18 protein-coding genes are annotated in these 18,626 nt (G+C 44.9%); 15 read left to right on the forward strand and 3 right to left on the reverse strand.

Annotation, left to right across the window (positions count from 1 at the left end; all coding sequences use genetic code 11):
* Nucleotides 1–4 precede the first annotated feature (4 nt).
* Complete coding sequence (locus tag AC6H1S_RS12565; protein WP_497563831.1) at nucleotides 5–1,957, reverse strand: heavy metal translocating P-type ATPase; 1,953 nt, start codon at nucleotides 1,955–1,957, stop codon at nucleotides 5–7.
* A 283-nt stretch (nucleotides 1,958–2,240) separates the two neighbouring features.
* On the opposite strand from AC6H1S_RS12565, the gene AC6H1S_RS12570 reads away from it, so the two are divergent.
* Nucleotides 2,241–4,277, forward strand: coding sequence for a M13 family metallopeptidase (locus tag AC6H1S_RS12570; RefSeq protein ID WP_497563832.1), 2,037 nt, complete (start codon nucleotides 2,241–2,243; stop codon nucleotides 4,275–4,277).
* A gap of 230 nt (nucleotides 4,278–4,507) precedes the next feature.
* On the opposite strand, the gene AC6H1S_RS12575 is transcribed toward AC6H1S_RS12570, so the two are convergent.
* Entirely contained in the window at nucleotides 4,508–4,846 is a 339-nt protein-coding gene (locus AC6H1S_RS12575) for an MmcQ/YjbR family DNA-binding protein (RefSeq protein ID WP_497563833.1), read from the reverse strand.
* Between the two features lie 45 nt (nucleotides 4,847–4,891).
* On the opposite strand from AC6H1S_RS12575, the gene mnmC2 reads away from it, so the two are divergent.
* The 5 genes from mnmC2 (at nucleotide 4,892) to AC6H1S_RS12600 (ending at nucleotide 8,650) form a co-directional block, all read left to right on the forward strand.
* Nucleotides 4,892–5,560, forward strand: coding sequence for a tRNA (5-methylaminomethyl-2-thiouridine)(34)-methyltransferase MnmC2 (gene mnmC2 / locus AC6H1S_RS12580; RefSeq protein WP_497563834.1), 669 nt, complete (start codon nucleotides 4,892–4,894; stop codon nucleotides 5,558–5,560).
* Between the two features lie 137 nt (nucleotides 5,561–5,697).
* Nucleotides 5,698–6,813: an AI-2E family transporter gene (locus tag AC6H1S_RS12585; protein ID WP_199136539.1), complete on the forward strand. Its 1,116-nt coding sequence runs from the start codon at nucleotides 5,698–5,700 to the stop codon at nucleotides 6,811–6,813.
* Entirely contained in the window at nucleotides 6,797–7,117 is a 321-nt protein-coding gene (locus AC6H1S_RS12590; protein WP_233165617.1) for a hypothetical protein, read from the forward strand. Before AC6H1S_RS12585 ends, AC6H1S_RS12590 begins: the two co-directional genes overlap by 17 nt.
* Nucleotide 7,118: 1 nt before the next feature.
* Complete coding sequence (gene mazG / locus AC6H1S_RS12595; protein WP_497563835.1) at nucleotides 7,119–7,925, forward strand: nucleoside triphosphate pyrophosphohydrolase; 807 nt, start codon at nucleotides 7,119–7,121, stop codon at nucleotides 7,923–7,925.
* A gap of 23 nt (nucleotides 7,926–7,948) precedes the next feature.
* Complete coding sequence (locus tag AC6H1S_RS12600; protein ID WP_497563836.1) at nucleotides 7,949–8,650, forward strand: M949_RS01915 family surface polysaccharide biosynthesis protein; 702 nt, start codon at nucleotides 7,949–7,951, stop codon at nucleotides 8,648–8,650.
* Nucleotides 8,651–9,218: 568 nt separating this feature from the next.
* Here the strand turns inward: AC6H1S_RS12600 and AC6H1S_RS12605 are convergent.
* Nucleotides 9,219–10,520: a DEAD/DEAH box helicase gene (locus AC6H1S_RS12605; RefSeq protein WP_497563837.1), complete on the reverse strand. Its 1,302-nt coding sequence runs from the start codon at nucleotides 10,518–10,520 to the stop codon at nucleotides 9,219–9,221.
* A 139-nt stretch (nucleotides 10,521–10,659) separates the two neighbouring features.
* On the opposite strand from AC6H1S_RS12605, the gene AC6H1S_RS12610 reads away from it, so the two are divergent.
* The 9 genes from AC6H1S_RS12610 (at nucleotide 10,660) to AC6H1S_RS12650 (ending at nucleotide 18,532) form a co-directional block, all read left to right on the forward strand.
* A complete protein-coding gene (locus AC6H1S_RS12610) occupies nucleotides 10,660–11,055 on the forward strand; it encodes a hypothetical protein (RefSeq protein WP_199136531.1) in 396 nt (131 codons plus the stop codon).
* On the forward strand, nucleotides 11,056–11,610 hold the full coding sequence (locus tag AC6H1S_RS12615) for an RNA polymerase sigma factor (RefSeq protein ID WP_199136528.1): 555 nt from the start codon (nucleotides 11,056–11,058) through the stop codon (nucleotides 11,608–11,610).
* Complete coding sequence (locus tag AC6H1S_RS12620; protein ID WP_497563838.1) at nucleotides 11,607–12,938, forward strand: hypothetical protein; 1,332 nt, start codon at nucleotides 11,607–11,609, stop codon at nucleotides 12,936–12,938. Before AC6H1S_RS12615 ends, AC6H1S_RS12620 begins: the two co-directional genes overlap by 4 nt.
* A 9-nt stretch (nucleotides 12,939–12,947) precedes the next feature.
* On the forward strand, nucleotides 12,948–13,394 hold the full coding sequence (locus tag AC6H1S_RS12625) for a hypothetical protein (protein WP_497563839.1): 447 nt from the start codon (nucleotides 12,948–12,950) through the stop codon (nucleotides 13,392–13,394).
* A gap of 11 nt (nucleotides 13,395–13,405) precedes the next feature.
* Nucleotides 13,406–13,858 carry a hypothetical protein gene (locus tag AC6H1S_RS12630; RefSeq protein ID WP_199136522.1) on the forward strand — a complete coding sequence of 151 codons (453 nt, stop codon included), beginning with the start codon at nucleotides 13,406–13,408 and terminating at the stop codon, nucleotides 13,856–13,858.
* Nucleotides 13,859–14,170: 312 nt separating this feature from the next.
* Complete coding sequence (locus AC6H1S_RS12635; RefSeq protein WP_497563840.1) at nucleotides 14,171–16,579, forward strand: alpha/beta hydrolase family protein; 2,409 nt, start codon at nucleotides 14,171–14,173, stop codon at nucleotides 16,577–16,579.
* A gap of 117 nt (nucleotides 16,580–16,696) precedes the next feature.
* Entirely contained in the window at nucleotides 16,697–17,560 is an 864-nt protein-coding gene (locus AC6H1S_RS12640; RefSeq protein ID WP_497563841.1) for a ThuA domain-containing protein, read from the forward strand.
* Nucleotides 17,561–17,563: 3 nt separating this feature from the next.
* A complete protein-coding gene (locus AC6H1S_RS12645) occupies nucleotides 17,564–18,055 on the forward strand; it encodes an SRPBCC family protein (RefSeq protein ID WP_199136518.1) in 492 nt (163 codons plus the stop codon).
* Between the two features lie 3 nt (nucleotides 18,056–18,058).
* Nucleotides 18,059–18,532 (forward strand): DinB family protein, encoded by a 474-nt coding sequence (locus AC6H1S_RS12650; RefSeq protein WP_497563842.1) that lies wholly within the window; start codon nucleotides 18,059–18,061, stop codon nucleotides 18,530–18,532.
* The last annotated feature ends 94 nt before the right edge of the window (nucleotides 18,533–18,626 follow it).

Genomic DNA, 18,626 nt, shown 5'->3' on the forward strand with positions numbered 1-18,626 from the left:
AAATTCAAAATTTCATCCTTTGAATTCTCACCGCATTTAAAATCGCCAGAAATGCGACGCCAACATCGGCAAAAACAGCCTCCCACATAGTGGCAAGACCACCAGCACCCAAAATAAGTACCACAGCTTTTACCACAAAGGCCAGACCAATGTTCTGATAAACCACGCGCTTGGTGGCTTTGCCAATTTTAATAGCTGTAACAATCCGGCTCGGCTGGTCGTTTTGAATCACTACATCAGCCGTTTCGATGGCCGCATCGCTACCCATGGCCCCCATGGCCATGCCTACATCGCTAAGCGCCAGCACCGGTGCATCGTTGATGCCATCGCCTACAAAGGCTACCTGGTTTGCCGGATCTTTCTTGATTGCTTCCAACCTGCTTACCTTATCTTCGGGCAACAAATCGCCATAGGCCAGGTCGATACCCAATTCTTTAGCCAGCTTCTGCGTAATGGCCGTTTTGTCGCCACTTAGCATCACCACCTGCTTGATACCGTTGGCGTGCAGTTCATCAACCGCCTGCTTGGCATCGGCTTTTACCTCATCGGCGATGATAGCATAACCGGCATATTTGCCATCCACAGCCAAAAGCACAATGGTTTCAACTTGTTCGTTGATCAAATCAGGATAATCGACACCCAATTTTTTAAGCAGCTTGGCATTGCCCGCACTTATTTGTTGCTGGTCGATAAGCGCCGTTAAACCATGACCTGCAATTTCTTTCACTTCGGTTACAGCTAGCAACTGCTTATCGCCATAATGGCTTACAATGGCTTTGGCAATGGGATGGGTAGACTGCGATTCTAATGAGGCCAACAAGCTCATGAACCTGGCTTCGTCAATTTCGGCCTTGACTTCTTTCACCTTGAACACACCTTGGGTTAAGGTACCGGTTTTATCCATCACCACTACATTAAGCTGGGTGATGACATCGAGAAAATTGGAGCCTTTAAATAGGATTCCGTTCGCAGAAGCCGCACCAATACCGCCAAAATAGCCCAAAGGTATAGAAATAACCAGGGCACAAGGGCATGAAATGACCAAAAATACCAGTGCGCGGTACAACCAGGTCTGAAAATCGTAATTGGCCACAAAAAAATAAGGCAAAGCCACCAGTGCTACTGCCAAAAAGAAAACAATTGGCGTATACACGCGGGCAAACTTGCGGATGAACAACTCTGTTTTGGCTTTTCGCGAAGTAGCATTCTGCACCATCTCCAAAATACGCGATAAGGCACTATCGGCAAACTTCTTGGTCACTTTTAACGTAACCACCTGATCGAGATTGAGCATACCCGCCAACACCGCTTCGCCCTGGCGAATGGTTCTCGGCGTACTTTCTCCCGTTAGGGCAGCCGTGTTAAAGCTGGCGTTTTCGCTCAACAATTCTCCATCCAGGGGAGCCTTTTCGCCCACTTTGAGCTGTATGGTTTCGCCTATGGCTACAGTATCGGGCTTCACGGTTTCGAATTTACCGTTGCGCTCTACGTTAGCTACATCGGGTCTCACATCGAGCAGGGCTTTGATATTTCGCTTGGCCTTGTCGACCGCAGCGCCCTGAAACAGTTCGCCGATGGTATAAAACAACATCACGGCTACAGCTTCGGGATATTCGCCCAGCGCCAGCGCGCCAATGGTTGCCAGCGACATCAATAAAAATTCGGTAAAAATATCGCCCTTGACGATGGTCAATACAGCTTCCTTGATTACTGAAAAGGCTACCATGGCATAAGCCAGCAAATACCAGCCTGTACGCAAGTAACCCGTAAAAAAGCCCAATTTAAAATGATCGAAGGCAATAGCGCTCAACAGCAGCATCAGACTTAAGATAGCCGGCAAATAGGTTTTGATGGATGAAGCATCGCCATGGTCATGGTCGTGCCCGTCGTCGTGGCTGTGCTTGTGTTCGTGGCTGCAACAGCCGTCTGTATGTGGAGGATGTTCGTGTTTTTCCATTTCTAATTTAGAATTATTCAAAATTACACATTAAATCACTAAAATGGGGCTTTTTCATCGCTGATTTTTAGCGCCGTACAATAAAAGATGTTAAAATATGTTAAATAAGTATATAAAGCTAAAACAATGAAATCGTTCAGATTAACCCTATTTAATATTGACATTTTCCGCAAAATTGGCTTAAGCAAAATCTATTACTGGTTCAACAAGTAATATTTCTATTATCATGCCTTAGTTTATTGGGTAATTCTTAATTTTCATCTTTAATTATATCCCATAAAGTATGAAAATTCAATTGAAAAGTTATTTTGCGGTGGCAGGTATTCTGGCGGGTAGTTTTGTGTCTTCGGCGCAGAACGCACCAAAAAAATACATCGACCCGGCAAATATGGATCTGAGTGTGAAGCCGGGCGATGATTTTTATCAGTATGCTAGCGGAACCTGGATCAAAAACAACCCTGTTCCGGCCAAAGAAACGCGTTGGGGATCTTTTAACGAACTCCGCGAATTTAATGCCCAAGCGGTGAGAAGCTTGGTAGAAGCCGCTGCTGCCGACAAAAATGCACCTGCAGGTTCAGTAACCAAACGCGTTGGCGATTTCTATGCGGCGGCCATGGACAGCGTGACCATCGAAAAACTGGGCTATACTCCAATCAAAGCCGATCTTGAAAAAATCAAACAAGTAAAAGATGTACAGGGGCTTTTAGACCAAATCGCCTATATGCGCACTTCGGGCGTTGGTGGTGGCCTATTTGGTTTTGGGGTTGGCCAAGACCGAAAAAACGTAACCAAATACCTGGTTAACATTTCGCAGGGCGGTACTACCTTAAGCGATCGCGACTATTATTTAAAAGACGACCCACAAAGCCAAAAAATCAGGGCAGCCTACCATACCTACATGGTTAAGCTGTTTAGTTTGGTTGGCAATACCGAAGCCGTAGCGACCCAAAAGGCCGAAACGGTTTTCAGACTGGAAAAAGCATTGGCCGAAATCCAGATGAGCCGCATCGAAATGCGCGACCAATACAAAACCTACAACAAGTTAACGGTTGCCGAATTCAACAAAATTACGCCAAATATCAACTGGACAACCTTGATGCCTAAATTTAAGGTAAATGGACAGGATACAGTATTGGTTAACTCACCTTCTTTCTTCAAAAACCTGAATGGCATGCTAACTTCGGTTCCGTTGGCCGACTGGAAAACCTATTTGGAGTGGAACGTATTAAAAGGAGCTGCCAACAACCTGAGCTCGCCTTTTGTAAAAGCCAGCTTTGCCTTTACCCAGGCACAAACCGGACAAAAAGTACAAACCCCACGCTGGCAACGCATGTCGGCCTTAACCGATGGCACAATTGGCGAATTATTGGGCCAATTGTACGTAGCCAAATATTTCAAGCCAGATGCCAAAGTGCGTATGGACCAAATGATTGTTAACCTGCGCAAGGCCTTCGAAATCAGGATCAACAACTTGGATTGGATGAGCGATGCCACCAAGAAAAAGGCCTTAGAAAAACTGCATGCCTTTACGCCTAAAGTGGGTTACACCACCAAATGGCAAACCTACGATGGCTTGGTAATTAACAGAGGCACTTATTTCCAAAACCTGCGCAATGCCGGAGCATGGGGCTACAATGAAATGGTAAACCGTTTAGGCAAGCCTGTTGACCGTACCCGTTTTGGCATGACGCCTCCAACGGTAAATGCTTCTTACAGCCCAACCATGAACGAAATCGTATTTCCTGCCGGAATTTTGCAGTTCCCGTTTTTCGATCCAAATGCTGACGATGCGGTGAACTATGGTGGTATTGGTGCGGTAATCGGCCATGAAATGAGCCACGGTTTTGACGATACCGGAAGCCAGTACGATGGATCAGGCAACCTTAAAAACTGGTGGACCGACGAAGACCGTGCAAAATTCAATGCCAAAACCAAGGCTTTGGGCGATCAGTTCAGTGCCTACACGGTGGTTGACACCATCCATGTATTGGGTAAATTGACCATGGGCGAAAACATTGGTGATTTAGGTGGCCTTAACGCGGCTTATACCGCCTTCAAAATGACCAAACAAGGCCAAAGCAATGAAAAAATCGATGGTTTTACCCCCGATCAGCGTTTCTTTTTGTCATGGGCCCAGGTTTGGAGAGGCAACATTTTGCCAGAAGCCGCCGCCCAATTGATCAAAACCGATCCGCACTCGCCGGGCCCATACAGAACCATTGGCGCCCCTGTAAACATGGATGCCTGGTACGAAGCTTTTGACGTAAAGCCTGGAGACAAACTCTATAAAAAACCAGAAGACAGAATAAGACTCTGGTAAAACATTAAACAAAGAAAAGCCTCTCAAATGATGAGAGGCTTTTTTTATAGAACAACTACAGATATAGAGCAGCAATAGCAACTTGCGTTCATTTCAAATCAGCCTTAGCGGTATCGCCTATAAAAAATCTGTCAAGCTGTGGCTAACCTTAGCTATATCTACAGCCATAGATTAAAAGATTATGATATTCTTGGCCGGCTAGCCTAAAACCAAATCTGTTGAACTGTAGTCTACTTATACTTCTCCTGAATCTTTTTAGGCAATTTAGCCAGCACTAGCGCCCTCGACGCCATCACCCTGCTCTTCAATTCTTCTTCAGTCAGGATATCCAAACGATCAATCTGCACCCATTGCCTCTTGGCCATATGCAAAGCCTGATGGATGCCGTTTCTTGCCACCAGCTCATCAAACTCTTCCGGTTCGCATTTGGTAGAAAAGCTGTTTCCCTCTTCCAAGGCAACAATCACAAACATCTTTTCTTCAATCATGAAACAAAGGTGTTCCCATTTCATGCCTTCGGTTGTTCCGGGCAAACTGAGGCAAAACGTTCTAAAGCTTTCTATATTCATCCCTAAAGATAATTGATAATGACTGTTTTTTAGCAACTTTGCAACATGAATACCTTAACCAAAACCGCCGATGGCTCCAACACCTTGTTTAACGAAACCATTGGCGAGCACTACCACTCTGCCCATGGCGCCCTGCAGGAAAGCAGGCATGTTTTTATCGAGGCTGGATTAAAGTTTGTCCTCGGTTTAAATCCGCGTGAGGTCGTCAGCGTGCTCGAGGTTGGTTTTGGCACTGGATTGAATTTCATCCTGAGCAAGGCTCACTGCGAAGAGCAGCAGCAGGGGCTCGATTACACCGGCATCGAAGCATTTCCACTGCCTTTAGCCACTATTAACCAAACCGGTTACAGCGACTATGTTCCGGCAACAAGCTGGCAAGAATTTATAAGCAATTACGAACAGGCGCTACAAAGCAAAACACAACTTTCTGCCTTTTGCAACTTGCGCATTGCCCATACCACCCTTGCCGATTTTGGCACCAATCAACAATTTGATCTTTTGTATTACGATGCTTTTTCGGTAAGGCATCAACCCGAAATGTGGACCAACGAACTGATTGCACACGCATGCAGTTTTCTCAAACAGGGAGGCACTTTTGTGAGTTATGCCATCACCGGAAACCTAAAAAGAGCTCTCAAAGCCTGTGGCATGCGCATCGAAAAACTTCCGGGCGCGCCCGGCAAAAGAGAAATGATCAGGGCGACTAAAGAATAACTCCATTGGCAATTTTCGGTTTGCCAAAACCATTCTTCGCACTTAGCTGTTTTGAAGTAGCAAAAAAGATTCACCAAACCAACAACTCTTTCCAGTCTACCGAATTTTCACCTATATTTATTTCAAATTTACCAGCTATGAAGGAAGTTTCCTTACCTTTTGTCGCCCGGCTAGCGCTGGCACTCCTCTCAATTATCATGATTGGCTATTTGGCCATTTTGGGAAAAAGCCTGCTATCGCCTTTGCTTTTTTCATTGCTCATGGCTTTTTTGCTGTTGCCTTTAGCCAACTTTTTAGAACGCAAGCTCAGGTTTAAGCGCAGCTTGGCTTCCATTGCATCCGTTATTGTAATGATTGCCGTCATTTACGGCATCATGTATTTTTTTGGCACACAATTAAGCGAACTCTGGAGCGACTGGCCTTTGCTGGTTAAACAGCTTACAACGGCTTTTCACGACATACAGCATTGGATTTCGAGGACTTTCCATGTTAATACTTACAATCAGGAGGCTTACCTGAGCAACAGCGCCGAAAAAGCCTTGGCTACAGGTGCAACCCTGGTGGGCTCTACCCTGCTTACCATTTCTTCGAGCCTGCTGTTCTTGGCTTTCACCTTGCTATTCACGTTTTTCGTGCTCAATTACAGGCGCCTGCTGTTTACCTTCCTGACTACCGTTTTTGCCGAAAAACATAAAACCAAGGTGACCGAAATTGTAAGGGAAATACAACAGATCATCAAAAAATACATTACCGGCCTGTTTATACAGATGCTGATCGTATCCACGCTGATGATTGTTACCCTTTCTTTGCTGGGCGTAAAATATGCGATTTTGCTGGGCCTCATTGCCGGCATTTTCAATATCATTCCTTACCTGGGCATTTCTACGGCACTGCTCATCAGTGCACTCATCACTTTCGCCACCGCCGGCGCAGCCAAAGCCCTGTTTGTAATCCTGGCTTTTGTGGGCGTACACACCATCGACGGCAACCTGCTGATGCCTTTGGTAGTAGGTTCGAAAGTAAAAATAAATGCCCTTTTTGCCTTTATTGGCATTGTAGTGGGCGAAATGATTTGGGGTATTTCGGGTATGTTTTTATGTATCCCCTATTTGGCCATGCTTAAAATCATTTTCGAAAGGGTTGATGGTCTCACCCCTTGGGGGCTTTTGCTCGGCGAAGAACAGAAATCAACGCCACGGAAACGGAAGGTTTACAGGATAACAAAAAAGATAAAACTTGAAGAAGCCGAATAACATGCAAGAAAACGGGAGCAAATCGCCACACATCCTCAACACATCGGCCAACTTGCTGGGTTTTTGTTTTATCGTGCTCACTTCGGTCAAGATTTCAAAGCTCAGCCAATCCACCTATATAGACGAAGGCGCCGCATTGGCCGTTATTTCGTTTATGGCCAGTTGCCTGCTTTCTTTTTTGAGTATGCAGGGCACTCCACTACGCACCAAGAAAATGGAACGTTTAGCCGATATCATGTTTTTGTTCGGACTTATCGTACTTTTGCTCACTACGATTATGATTACTTTCAACATTATCCATTAATATGCCCGCCAATATTCCGCCACCAGCTACCCAAAGTCCAGATACCGCCTTTTTAAGATTGCTTACCGTGCTCGATACCTTGCGCACCCAATGCCCGTGGGACAAAAAACAAACCATGGAAACCCTGAGGCACCTTACCATTGAGGAGACCTACGAGCTGTCTGATTCGATTTTGGATGGCGACATGCAGGAAGTTAAAAAGGAACTGGGCGATTTGATGATGCACCTTGTTTTTTATGCGCGCATTGCCAGCGAAACCGATCAGTTTAACATTACCGATGTGCTAAACGGCGTATGCGACAAGCTCATCAGTAGGCATCCGCATATTTATGGCGACGTGGAAGTGAACAGCGAAGAAGATGTAAAACGCAACTGGGAACAGCTCAAGCTTAAAGAAGGCAACAAATCTGTTTTAGGAGGCGTACCCGCTTCATTGCCGGCCTTGGTTAAAGCCAGTCGCATACAGGAAAAAGCACGTGGCGTGGGTTTCGACTGGGAAGAAAAAGAACAGGTTTGGGCCAAGGTTGAAGAAGAGCTGCAAGAATTCAAAGACGAGTTTAACATTGCCGAAAACGAAACCATCGATACCGAAAAGGCAGAAGGCGAATTTGGCGACCTCCTCTTTTCTTTAGTCAATTATGCCCGTTTCATCAACATCAATCCTGAAAACGCCCTCGAGAAAACCAACAAAAAATTCATTAAACGCTTCCAGTTTTTAGAAGGCAAGGCCAAGGAAAACGGCAAAGCCCTGCAAGACATGACTTTGGCCGAAATGGATGTTTACTGGAACGAAGCCAAAAAACTTTAAATTTACCCGCTTAACCTATCCACATGAAAAAATTGTACGCTCTCCTTTGCATGACACTTTTTGTGCTACAAGCCAGTGCGCAAAGCGACAGCACCCACAGCTATACCCTGAACAAAACCGAAACCGACGATTTTTTCACAGCCGCCTTCAAAAAGAAAAACCTCATTAACTTCCCTATTTTTAGGGCTTACACCTATAGCGACAAAAGTGGCACTTATTACGTAGCACTTTCAGAAAGTTCGGACAAAATCAAAGCGAAAGATACCATCAACAACTCCATTAAAGCCTTTAATTTTAAGGCAGATAAAGGCGTGGCAACCAAAAAATGGGAAATCAACGATTTTAAACTACCAGACGCCAAGGGCGCAACAGTTGAAAGTTCGATATGGTTCTGGACCAAGTATTGCGAGTTTACCGATTTGGATGGCGACGGCTTGATTGAACCGATTATTGTGTACGGTACTTTTGGCAATAACGGCTACGACGACGGCCGCTTGAAGATTCTGATCTATTACAAAGGCCAAAAAACAGCCATCAGACATCAGAACGGGGTATTAGATGGTGAAAGAAAAACACAAGTAGACCTAACTTTTTACAGTTTGCCAACCCAGGTACAGGCTCATGTTAAGGAGCTGATGGAAAAAATGGTGAAGAATAACCATGCTATTTTTCCAAACAAATATTTAGATAAAATGGCTAAAAAGACAACGCAAATTGTCGATTAAAAAATCAATTGCAGTTGAGGCAATGCTCCATGTGCTTTTTTATTGACCAGAATGCCAAGCCGATGTTCTCACTAATTCCATAATCAAATGGGAGGTATGTTTTTGCTTTATGCAGTTTGCATCTGCCTTACTTTCCTTTTTTATAAACGATTGAGAAAACCGTTATACTTTTGGATTTGCGTTGTTGTTTCCTTTCTTTTTTTTGCATATCAACTTATAGGAAGTCTATATTTTTCAACCCCAAACGAGCATGATTACAACCTGTTCGGTTACTTCTTCTTTTTCGTCATTGCGTTCGGCGGGCTTCGCAAGATATATTTAAAAGAAATGAAATTCGAGCCTTTGCTCACTAATCGCTTCGACAGCATTCAAGACCACAGAAAATTCCTGATATCCGATTACATTTTCTCCTTTTTAGTAGTGGTTTTGATTCCTTTTCTTGCCACCATGGCCACCTGTATTTTGCTACGCTACGCAATTTAAGCTAAACAGATCGTACCTAACGGTTTAAGATGGTGAATGCCAAGCCAGGCTTTCCTAGCTTTAAAAGTTTGAAAGTATTTTGCGCTTAGCTGTGCTTCTTCTTCTTGCTCATTACGGCTTTTTCGCCGGCGCCAAAATTGCTGGTCTTGGCATTGCTTTTCTTCTTTTCGTGAAAGGCGGCCCTGCGAAAAGCTTCCTCCTCGGCTTCTTCCTTGCTCAGTTGCTTTTTTGAAGTATTTTCCCTGGGGGTTTCTTCAATCAGCAGGTCGTCTGGCAATTCGGCTATTTCCAATTTCTGACCGATAGCCTGTTCTATCTTACGTACTTCGGGCAATTCCAAATCGGTGGCAAAAGTAATAGCCATCAGCTCATCAGAATCCTGTTGCCTGATTATGCGCTGCAGATAGGTTTCCCTTTGTGCAGGCAACTCAAAATGGAATATAAACGGAATACCTTTCAAATCGAAATCGCTTAGCATTTCATTGGCTACAATCAGCACACGGGCATTTGGCGTTGCCTTAAAAACTTCGACATCATCAAAACCGGCCTCGTCAAAAAACAGGGGCTTATACACAAAAACATCGCTGGCCTTGCCGTCAAAAAGGTCTTTGGCCAGGGTTTGCGCGGTTAATCGGGTATTGACAAAAACGACCACCTTATCAAACACTTCGCTGTCTTTAAGCAAAAGGTTAAGCAGGTTGAGTTTTGTTCTAAAGTTGGGTACCTGATACAATAGTTGCGGCTGGGTTTCCACTTTGTTTTCGCCCAGGTCTTCTACCTCTATCAGCGTTGGAAAACGCATAAAAGCACTGATCATTTTCTCCAGCTTTTCGTGCATTACCTCGGTAAACACCAGGTGCTGGCATTTTTGAATGCTGTTGGCCAATTCGTTAACCGGCAGCTGCATACCCTGTTTCACCATTTCGGCCGCATCGTCGATAACCATCAGCTGAATTTTATTGGTATTGAGCCCCAATTTCAGGTAAACTGCCCTTGCCCTCGACGGAACAGCCACTACGATATCGCAGCCATCGGTCAGCTCGTTCACCTGATTTTCCATGCTGTTATCGGCATGGATGCCCACAATACGGATGGTTTGGTTTCTATTCAGCCGTTCAAATTGGGCAATCGTTTCTTCCACTTTTTCTTTGGTAGGCACCAAAATCAAGGCCCTTGGTGCTTCTTCGAACCCATATTTGATGCGCATTAAAGTAGCCAGCACATAGGTAGTGGTTTTGCCCGCACCCTCTGGCCCTATGGCTATGATATCTTGTCCGCCAATAATGCGCGACATGCTTTTAGCCTGTATTTCCTTAGCATTTAAATAGCCCAGTTCGGTCATTACCGAGTTGAGGGGCTTGCTTAATTTGAGTTGTTCTAAAGACACCGTTATTATATTGAAAGGCAAATTTACGAAATATAAAGGGTAGGCTGGCCAATTACAGTGCATCTATCTGTTCTTTTTTAGAAAAGCCTGTAGCGTTTGGCCTCAAATCAGCGTATGGCTATTATAAAACAAACTAAACATGAGAAGGATCTTATACTTATCTGTACTGGCTCTGTCTTTTTCGGCATGTAAAAAGGATCCAGGCCAAAGCGCATTTAATGGCACATATGTGGGCACTTTTAGAACCATTGTTGATGGTAAAATGACGAGCAGCGAAGCTAGAATAGTATTTAAGGGCAACCGTTACCAAAGCCTAAAAGGCAGGGGCAGCGGCAAATTTGTGCTGGTAGATAAGATGGTTCGATTTACCGATGAGAACATTTGGACGGCTGATTTTGACTGGGGGCTGATATTAAACAACGATTACCAATACGAAACCAAAGGAGATAGCTTAATTTTGGACAAGATGATACCTTATCATCCCAGTCAAGTTTACAATTATTACCAATATCGTTTAAAGCGCATCAGACAATAAATGGCCAAGCCACAGGCGACTCCTCTTAACGACTTATTGAGGAACTGTAAAGATGGAAATCTGCAGTTTCAGGAATTGCTGTACAAACAGTTTTATGGCTACGCATTGGGAGTGGCTTCGAGGTACCTGATCAATCAGGAAGACGCCTTGGAAGTGGTTAACGATTCTTTTATCAAGGTTTTCAAATCGTTGCATACGTTTAGGGAGGATGCCGATTTCAAGGCCTGGTTTAGGAAAATATTAGTCAACACCTCGCTTGACCATAAAAGAAGGAACATGCGTTTCAATCAGGCGATAGAAATGGTAGATACCGAAGTACAAACTACCTACCATTCGGCAATCGATCAGCTTTCGGCCAAAGATATCCTGAAGTTGATGAAGAACCTGAACGAAACACAGCATTTGGTTTTTAACTTATACGAAATAGACGGCTATAGCCACAAAGAAATTGGGGAGATGCTGAATATCCCCGAAAGTTCGTCGAGAACTTACCTAACCAGGGCAAAACAGGCCCTGAAGAGTTTATTGAGCAATTATTCAATTTATACACGATGAAGCAGCAAGATGAAGAACTAACAAGGCATATTAAAGCCCTGTTTGAAGATGTGGATGATGGCCTAAGTGAAAACGGCTGGGCCGAACTGCGCAAAAAATATCCTGAAGCGCCAAGCAAAAAATTGCCTATCTGGTGGCTTTCGGGCATTGCGGCCTCTATTTTAGTAGTGGCCGGCCTCTTCTTGTTTACGCAAAGAAATACTCCAAAAATAGAGCATACCGATTACCTGACAAAAACACCCAAAAAAGAGCAACCAGCTTACAAAGCCGATGATACTTTAACCCCAAATTCGCCTGTACAAACCGAAAGCACCGCAATTGTAGCCAACCCAAAGACGAGCCAGCAACAAAAAAAACCAGCAAATCTGGATTTAAGATTTGCTCATCAAATTGCTAAAAACCCAAAAGACAATCCAAGCAGCGTTGTGCCGGTCAATGCGGCTCTGGTGCAAAAAGATAGCATCTCGAAAAATATAGGGCCTCCGCAGCAGGTTATTGCCAATCAGCCAGCCCCAAATCCGGCCGCTAACCCGCAAGCTGTGGCGGCCGTGCCCGATCAGCCAGCCAAGCCGATTAAAGACAATGCGCCCCAGAAAAAAACCACCGAAGAATTTTTGAAAGCGCAAAGCCAGATTTTGATGGCCAGTGGCAACAACAAAAAAGAAGATAAACAGCAAGAACTCAGCAATTCTTTCGATGTATATACCGGCACCTTTGTAAACTATTATGCCAACAATACGGCCAAAGTAAATGCAGGTTTCGGGGTCAATGCCAACATCAAGGTAAGCCAAAGCCTATTGGTAAGCGTGGGTGCCGGACTCAGCCAGAACAGGCTTTCTTACGATAACAACCGCACCGTTCCGCAAAATTTAGCCAGCGATGTGTCTAACCAAGCCATGGCCTACAATGTAATGAGCCGCGAAAGCCGCATCAGCGACATCAAGGTAAATGCCCAACTGCTAAGCATAGACATTCCCATTACCGTTAAATTCTATCCGGGCAAAAAGAAGAATTTTTACCTGGCCACGGGCATCAATTCCAACTCCTACTTACTTCAGCGCTACACTTATGACTATACCGTTCAAAATTCGGCTGCCTTTGTTAAAAGCGTTCCCATTGAAAAACAAACCGAAGAGAGCAAATTTAAGGGCTTCGATTTTGCCAATAGCGCGATTATTGCGGTAGGCCTTAGCCAAAGCATAGGCAGAAACACGATTATTTTCGAACCTTATTTTAAGCCAACCATCGGCAGCATGGGCGAAAAAAACCTCAAGATCAATACTGCGGGCATTAACCTGAGATTCAATTTTACTGGCCAGAAAAAATAAACCAAAATCATGAAATCTTTGCAAAAAACAAGCTTTAAAGCCAATTTACTGGTCTTTGCGATCGCCATTGTACTGGTAGGGTGCAAAAAAGACAAAGCTGTCGATCTTTCGGGCAATTATACCCTTGTCCAAAACAGGCCCATCGAACTGAACCCCAAAGGCCAAACGGCTGTCGAACTTGTTGTAACGGCCATCGAAGATACCCGTTGCCCGCCCAATGCTTTTTGTGCACTTGCCGGATTGGCCAAGGCAACCGTTTCTATCAAGGATAAGGGCATTGCACAAGAAAAGAACCTTACCCTTTACATTGGCTACAACCTGCCGAAGGCCCAAAAAGACCTCGCCAAAATCAATATCAATGGTACCAGCTACATTATCCAGCTCAGAGACATCACTCCTTATCGCGGTACCGATACCGGCGAAAAAACGGCCTACCTCATGTTAAGCAAGCTTTAAACCCTAACTCCATGAAAACATTGAAACAAAATCCATTGCCAGGAAGCTTATTTGCACTTTTCTTGCTCATTATGGCCATCGCCTGCAAAAAAGACAAAACGGCAGACCTTTCCGCACAGTTTACGGTAAGCCAAGCCCAAACCTACGAGTTTAAGCAAGGCGACAAGGTGATAACAACGGTTGCTTTAACCGCGGTACAAGACAGCCGATGCCCCTTATACGCCGATTGCATCTCGGCAGGCTACGGAATGGTTACGCTTAAAATCAAAGACCTGAGCATAGGCTCCGAAAAAAACCTTAGCCTTTACATTGGAGGTGCTGTGCCCAAAGACCAAAAAGACTTGGCGCCAATTACGCTAAACGGCACCAATTACATCATCCAGCTCAAAAACATCAGTCCTTTTCCACAGGTAAACACACCACACACACCAGCTATTGCCCTGCTTGCACTAACCAAGATCTAAGGCATAAAAAAAGCAGTCGTTTTACCAACCGAAGTCAATACGCTTACTGGATTCCTTCCCAAGAGGCTGGTATGTTAAAGCAAAAACATGCCAGCTTTTTTTGCTACAGCCATCAAAGCTGTTTGGCACCGTATTTAACCTTAGGCCGATTTCATCAAATTTTTGATACAAATTGCTAATCATTTAAACAATGTGTAAGTTTAAGAGCCTGTTTTAGGCAAGCCCTAACCGAAAACTTATCCTTATTCAAATGAAACAGCGTGCACAATGGCGCATGATTGCTTCATCATCATTAAAAACAACTTAAAGCTGATGAAAAAACTACTACTCAATTTATTCTTGATTGCCCTTGGCGGAAGTGCTTATGCGCAGGATGCCGTGAGCTACCAAATGCCTCCAAAGGCAATTGCCGATTTGTTGCTGGCTAAGCCAACACCAGGCGTAAGCATAGACAGCAAGGCCGAATGGATGCTGTTCAGCGAGCGCAATTCCTACCCTTCTGTTGAGGAGCTCGCCATGCCCGAATACCGCATTGCCGGCATGCGCATCAACCCGAACAACTATTCGGCCAGCCGACAAACGTTCATCAATAATTTTACCCTTAAAAACATTAAAACAGGTAAAACGGCAACGGTTATTGGCTTGCCTACGCCTTTGTATGCCGGCAACGTAAGCTGGAGCCCAAGCGAAACCAAAATTGCCTTTACACAGACTACCCAGAACAGGGTTGACCTCTATGTAATCGATGTGGCAACGGCCAAGGCCACCAAAATTAACAAGCAGCCTCTAAATGCCATTATGGGTGGTGGCGCTACTTGGGTTGACGACAATACGCTACTTTACCGCGTAGCTACCAAAGCGGCCAGCTTGGCGCCAAAGCGTCCGTTAACACCAAAAGGACCAACCATCCAGGAAAACCTGGGCAAGGCTGCCCCTAGTGCCACGTTGCAGGATCTGATCAAATCGCCGTTCGACGAGCAGTTATTCGAGTTTTTTGCGACCTCGCAACTGGTACAAAACAAAGGCGGCGTAGAAGCACCGATTGGCAAACCAGCCATTTACAGTGGCATTTCGCTCTCGCCCGACAAAAACTACATGATGGTAAGAACCATTAAAAAACCATTCTCTTACCTGGTTTCGGCGGGTGGCTTCCCTTCGGTAGTAAACATTACCGACAGAACTGGAAAAGTGGTTAAGCAACTGGCCGATTTGCCTTCTACCGAAGTACGTCCATCAGGCTATGACAACGTTCAAAATGTGCCTAGAGGTTTCGATTGGCGCGACGACGAGCCTGCTACCATCGTATGGGCCGTTCCATTAGACAGTGGCTTGATTAAAAAGAATGTTGAATACCACGATCAGGTTTTATCGCTCTCGGCACCTTTTAACGGTACTCCAAAAGAGCTTTTGAAAACCAAAATGCGTTATGGTGGCATCAGCTGGGGCAATGCCTCGTTGGCTTTGGTTAGGGAAAATTCGAGGATCAAACAAACGTCGAAACTAAGCCGTTTTAATCCGAGTACCGGAGCTTTAGAAACCTTGTACGAACTGAACACTACCGATGCCTACAACAACCCGGGCATGCCGGTTACCGAAAAGAACAAATATGGTCGCCAGGTAATCCTTACCACCGATAACGGCACCAAATTGTTGCTCAACAATCCTACTGGCGCTTCAGAAAAGGGAGATTTGCCTTTCTTGGCTAAATTTGACCTGGCTACCAAAAAATCGGAAATCCTTTGGCGTTGCCAACCGGGCTCTTTCGAAATGGTGACCGATGTTTTAGATCCTCAAAAGCTGGTATTGCTTACCCGCAAAGAAAGCCAGAAAGACGTGCCAAACTATTTCATCAAAAACCTGATTTTGCGTGTTGCCGACAGGCAGATCACCAATTTCACCAATCCTTATACCCAATTGGATGGCGTTACCAAGCAAAAAATTTCCTACAAACGTGCCGATGGCATTGATTTAACAGGCGATTTGTACCTGCCAAAAGGCTATAACAAAGATAAAGACGGACCATTGCCGGTATTGATCTGGGCCTACCCACGTGAGTTCAATTCGGCTGCTGATGCGGCTCAGGTACGCGGCTCTCAAGACCGGTTTACCACCATCAGCTCTGGTGGTCCCTTATTCTTCGTTACCCAAGGCTACGCCATTTTAGACAATGCCGAAATGCCGATTGTGGCCAAAGACGGCAAAAAACCCAACGATACTTTTGTAGAGCAACTGAAACTGAATGCCGAAGCCGCCATCAACAAATTAAGCGAAATGGGTGTTGGCGACAGAAACCGCATGGCCGTAGGTGGCCACAGCTACGGCGCCTTCATGACTGCCAACCTGTTGGCGCATACCAATTTGTTCAAAGCAGGTATTGCGCGCAGCGGTGCCTACAACAGAACGCTTACGCCTTTTGGCTTCCAAAACGAAGACCGTACCTATTGGGAAGCGCCTCAGCTGTACTATGAAATGAGCCCATTCAGCTATGCCAACAAAATCAAGACCCCAATTTTATTGATCCACGGCGAAATGGACGACAACCAAGGTACTTTCCCGATCAACAGCGAGCGCTTGTTCAATGCCATTAAAGGCTTTGGTGGCACTACGCGTTTCGTGTTCCTGCCTTACGAGGCGCACGGTTACCGTGGCAAGGAAAACATCCTGCACATGCTTTGGGAAATGAACACTTGGCTCAACACTTACGTTAAAAACGCCAAATAATAAAAATTACCGCATGATAAGCTTGCCATTGTTAAGATGGCAAGCTTTTTTAGTTGTTCTCGTTCTTGATGTGCCAAAACAGTATCTTTATTTAATGAACCTTAACCCAATTCACGTATGCTACGATCCTTTAGAAACAAACTGTTAGCCCTTGCCCTCATCATTTGCTGTGTCCTATCTGTAAACAGTATCTACGCGCAAAAAAAATCAAAATTCAACGTCATTGCCTTTTACACCGGCAAAAACGATATGGCCCATGTAAGCTATGTGCACGAAGCCAATCAGTGGTTTCCTAAAATGGCCGCAAAATACGGTTTCAGTTACGACTCTACCGCCAACTGGAACAATTTAAATGCGGCATTTTTGGCCAAATACCAAGTGGTGCTCTTTTTAGACACCCGACCTGAAAAGCCCGAACAACGCCTTGCTTTCGAAAACTACATGAAAACCGGAGGCGCCTGGATGGGCTTTCACTTTTCGGCCTTTGCCCTTACCCCTTCTGCCTACGAACAAAACTGGAACTGGTACCACAACGAGTTTTTAGGTACTGGCCAATACGGCAGCAACACCTGGCGGCCAACTTCGGCCATCTTGAGGGTTAACCGCAAACATCCAGCAACCAAAAACCTGCCCGAAACCTTTAAATCGCAACCCAACGAGTGGTACAGATGGGAAAAAGACCTGCGCAAAAACCCAAACATCGATATTTTGCTCAGCATCGATTCGACCAGCTTCCCTTTGGGCACCGGTCCTAAAGCATACGAAATTTGGCACACGGGCTACTATCCGGTCGTATGGAGCAACAAAAACTACAGGATGATTTACGTAAACATGGGCCACAACGATATGGATTATGAACACCAATACGGCAAAGATGTTAAAACCCTATCCTACACTTTCGACAATGACATTCAAAACCAAATGATTATCGATGGGTTGCTGTGGCTTGGAAACGGCAAAAAAACAAAGCCTAAAAAATAAGCCATGGAAAATTTTGACTGGACTTCCTTTACGCTCCGAATAGCTATCAAAGCCGATATGCAAACCATTTACAAGGCCTGGGCCACTAAAGAAATAGAAAAATGGTTTTTGAGCGAAGCCGACTATTTGGCTAGCGATAACCAACCTATTGATGCGACACAATTGGCCACAGTTGGCCATAGCTACGTTTGGCGCTGGTTCCTTTACAACGATGTGGAGAAGGGCCAGGTAACACAGGCCGACGGCCAAACTTTTTTTGAATTTACCTTTGCCGGAAACTGCCTTGTAGGCATTACCTTAGCCCAAGAAAACGGATATACTGTAGTAACCCTTACCCAAAAGAACATCCCTACCGACGACAACAGCAAAAAATATATCCGTTTAGGCTGCCATGGAGGCTGGTCGTTTTATTTGGTCAACCTCAAATCGGTATACGAGGGCGGCTTGGACTTAAGAAACAAAGACAATCGCTTTAAACCTATGCTTAACAATTAAATGATGGAAAAAATTTTAGAAGTTATCCGCGCCTCGCGCAACAAATTACTGAGTATCATTGCCGATCTTTCTACGGCAGAGCTGAACCACATCCCGCAGGGCTTTAACAATAACCTGGCCTGGCAGGTTGGCCATTTGGTGGTAAGTCAGCAGATTTTGTGCTATCGACTATCGGGCAATCCTTTCGTCATCGAAGAACACCTGATCGACCTTTACAAAAACGGCTCTAAGCCCGAAAGGCCTTTCAGCGATGAAGAAATAAGCCAAATGAAGGCTTACCTGCTCAGTACCATCGACCAGTTGGAGGCCGATCTCAAAACCAACAAATTCGACAATTATTCGCCTTACACCATTTCTACCTATCCGGGCCTGAGCCTACAAAACGTTGAGGATGCCGTAACGTTTATCGTATCGCACGATGGCCTGCATTATGGCTGCAGCCTGGCCTTAAAGAAATTGGTAAAACGGGTAGCATAAAGCCAATATGGTGTTTTAGCCCTAGCTTAACAGATTTTTACCAAGAATCTCTTGGGTTAGGGCTATTACTCGTCTTTCGAAAACTAAAAATCCA

Source organism: Pedobacter sp. TM02 (assembly GCF_059705275.1).

What these genes read in the sequence shown, in the direction of transcription:
- mnmC2 (WP_497563834.1), top strand. Translation starts at nt 4,892, where the DNA reads ATGAATACCTTAACCAAAACCGCCGATGGCTCCAACACCTTGTTTAAC.
- AC6H1S_RS12570 (WP_497563832.1), top strand. Translation starts at nt 2,241, where the DNA reads ATGAAAATTCAATTGAAAAGTTATTTTGCGGTGGCAGGTATTCTGGCG.
- AC6H1S_RS12645 (WP_199136518.1), top strand. Translation starts at nt 17,564, where the DNA reads ATGGAAAATTTTGACTGGACTTCCTTTACGCTCCGAATAGCTATCAAA.
- AC6H1S_RS12565 (WP_497563831.1), bottom strand. Translation starts at nt 1,957, where the DNA reads ATGGAAAAACACGAACATCCTCCACATACAGACGGCTGTTGCAGCCAC.
- mazG (WP_497563835.1), top strand. Translation starts at nt 7,119, where the DNA reads ATGCCCGCCAATATTCCGCCACCAGCTACCCAAAGTCCAGATACCGCC.
- AC6H1S_RS12575 (WP_497563833.1), bottom strand. Translation starts at nt 4,846, where the DNA reads ATGAATATAGAAAGCTTTAGAACGTTTTGCCTCAGTTTGCCCGGAACA.
- AC6H1S_RS12585 (WP_199136539.1), top strand. Translation starts at nt 5,698, where the DNA reads ATGAAGGAAGTTTCCTTACCTTTTGTCGCCCGGCTAGCGCTGGCACTC.
- AC6H1S_RS12650 (WP_497563842.1), top strand. Translation starts at nt 18,059, where the DNA reads ATGGAAAAAATTTTAGAAGTTATCCGCGCCTCGCGCAACAAATTACTG.
- AC6H1S_RS12620 (WP_497563838.1), top strand. Translation starts at nt 11,607, where the DNA reads ATGAAGCAGCAAGATGAAGAACTAACAAGGCATATTAAAGCCCTGTTT.
- AC6H1S_RS12610 (WP_199136531.1), top strand. Translation starts at nt 10,660, where the DNA reads ATGAGAAGGATCTTATACTTATCTGTACTGGCTCTGTCTTTTTCGGCA.
- AC6H1S_RS12615 (WP_199136528.1), top strand. Translation starts at nt 11,056, where the DNA reads ATGGCCAAGCCACAGGCGACTCCTCTTAACGACTTATTGAGGAACTGT.
- AC6H1S_RS12600 (WP_497563836.1), top strand. Translation starts at nt 7,949, where the DNA reads ATGAAAAAATTGTACGCTCTCCTTTGCATGACACTTTTTGTGCTACAA.
- AC6H1S_RS12625 (WP_497563839.1), top strand. Translation starts at nt 12,948, where the DNA reads ATGAAATCTTTGCAAAAAACAAGCTTTAAAGCCAATTTACTGGTCTTT.
- AC6H1S_RS12635 (WP_497563840.1), top strand. Translation starts at nt 14,171, where the DNA reads ATGAAAAAACTACTACTCAATTTATTCTTGATTGCCCTTGGCGGAAGT.
- AC6H1S_RS12640 (WP_497563841.1), top strand. Translation starts at nt 16,697, where the DNA reads ATGCTACGATCCTTTAGAAACAAACTGTTAGCCCTTGCCCTCATCATT.
- AC6H1S_RS12630 (WP_199136522.1), top strand. Translation starts at nt 13,406, where the DNA reads ATGAAAACATTGAAACAAAATCCATTGCCAGGAAGCTTATTTGCACTT.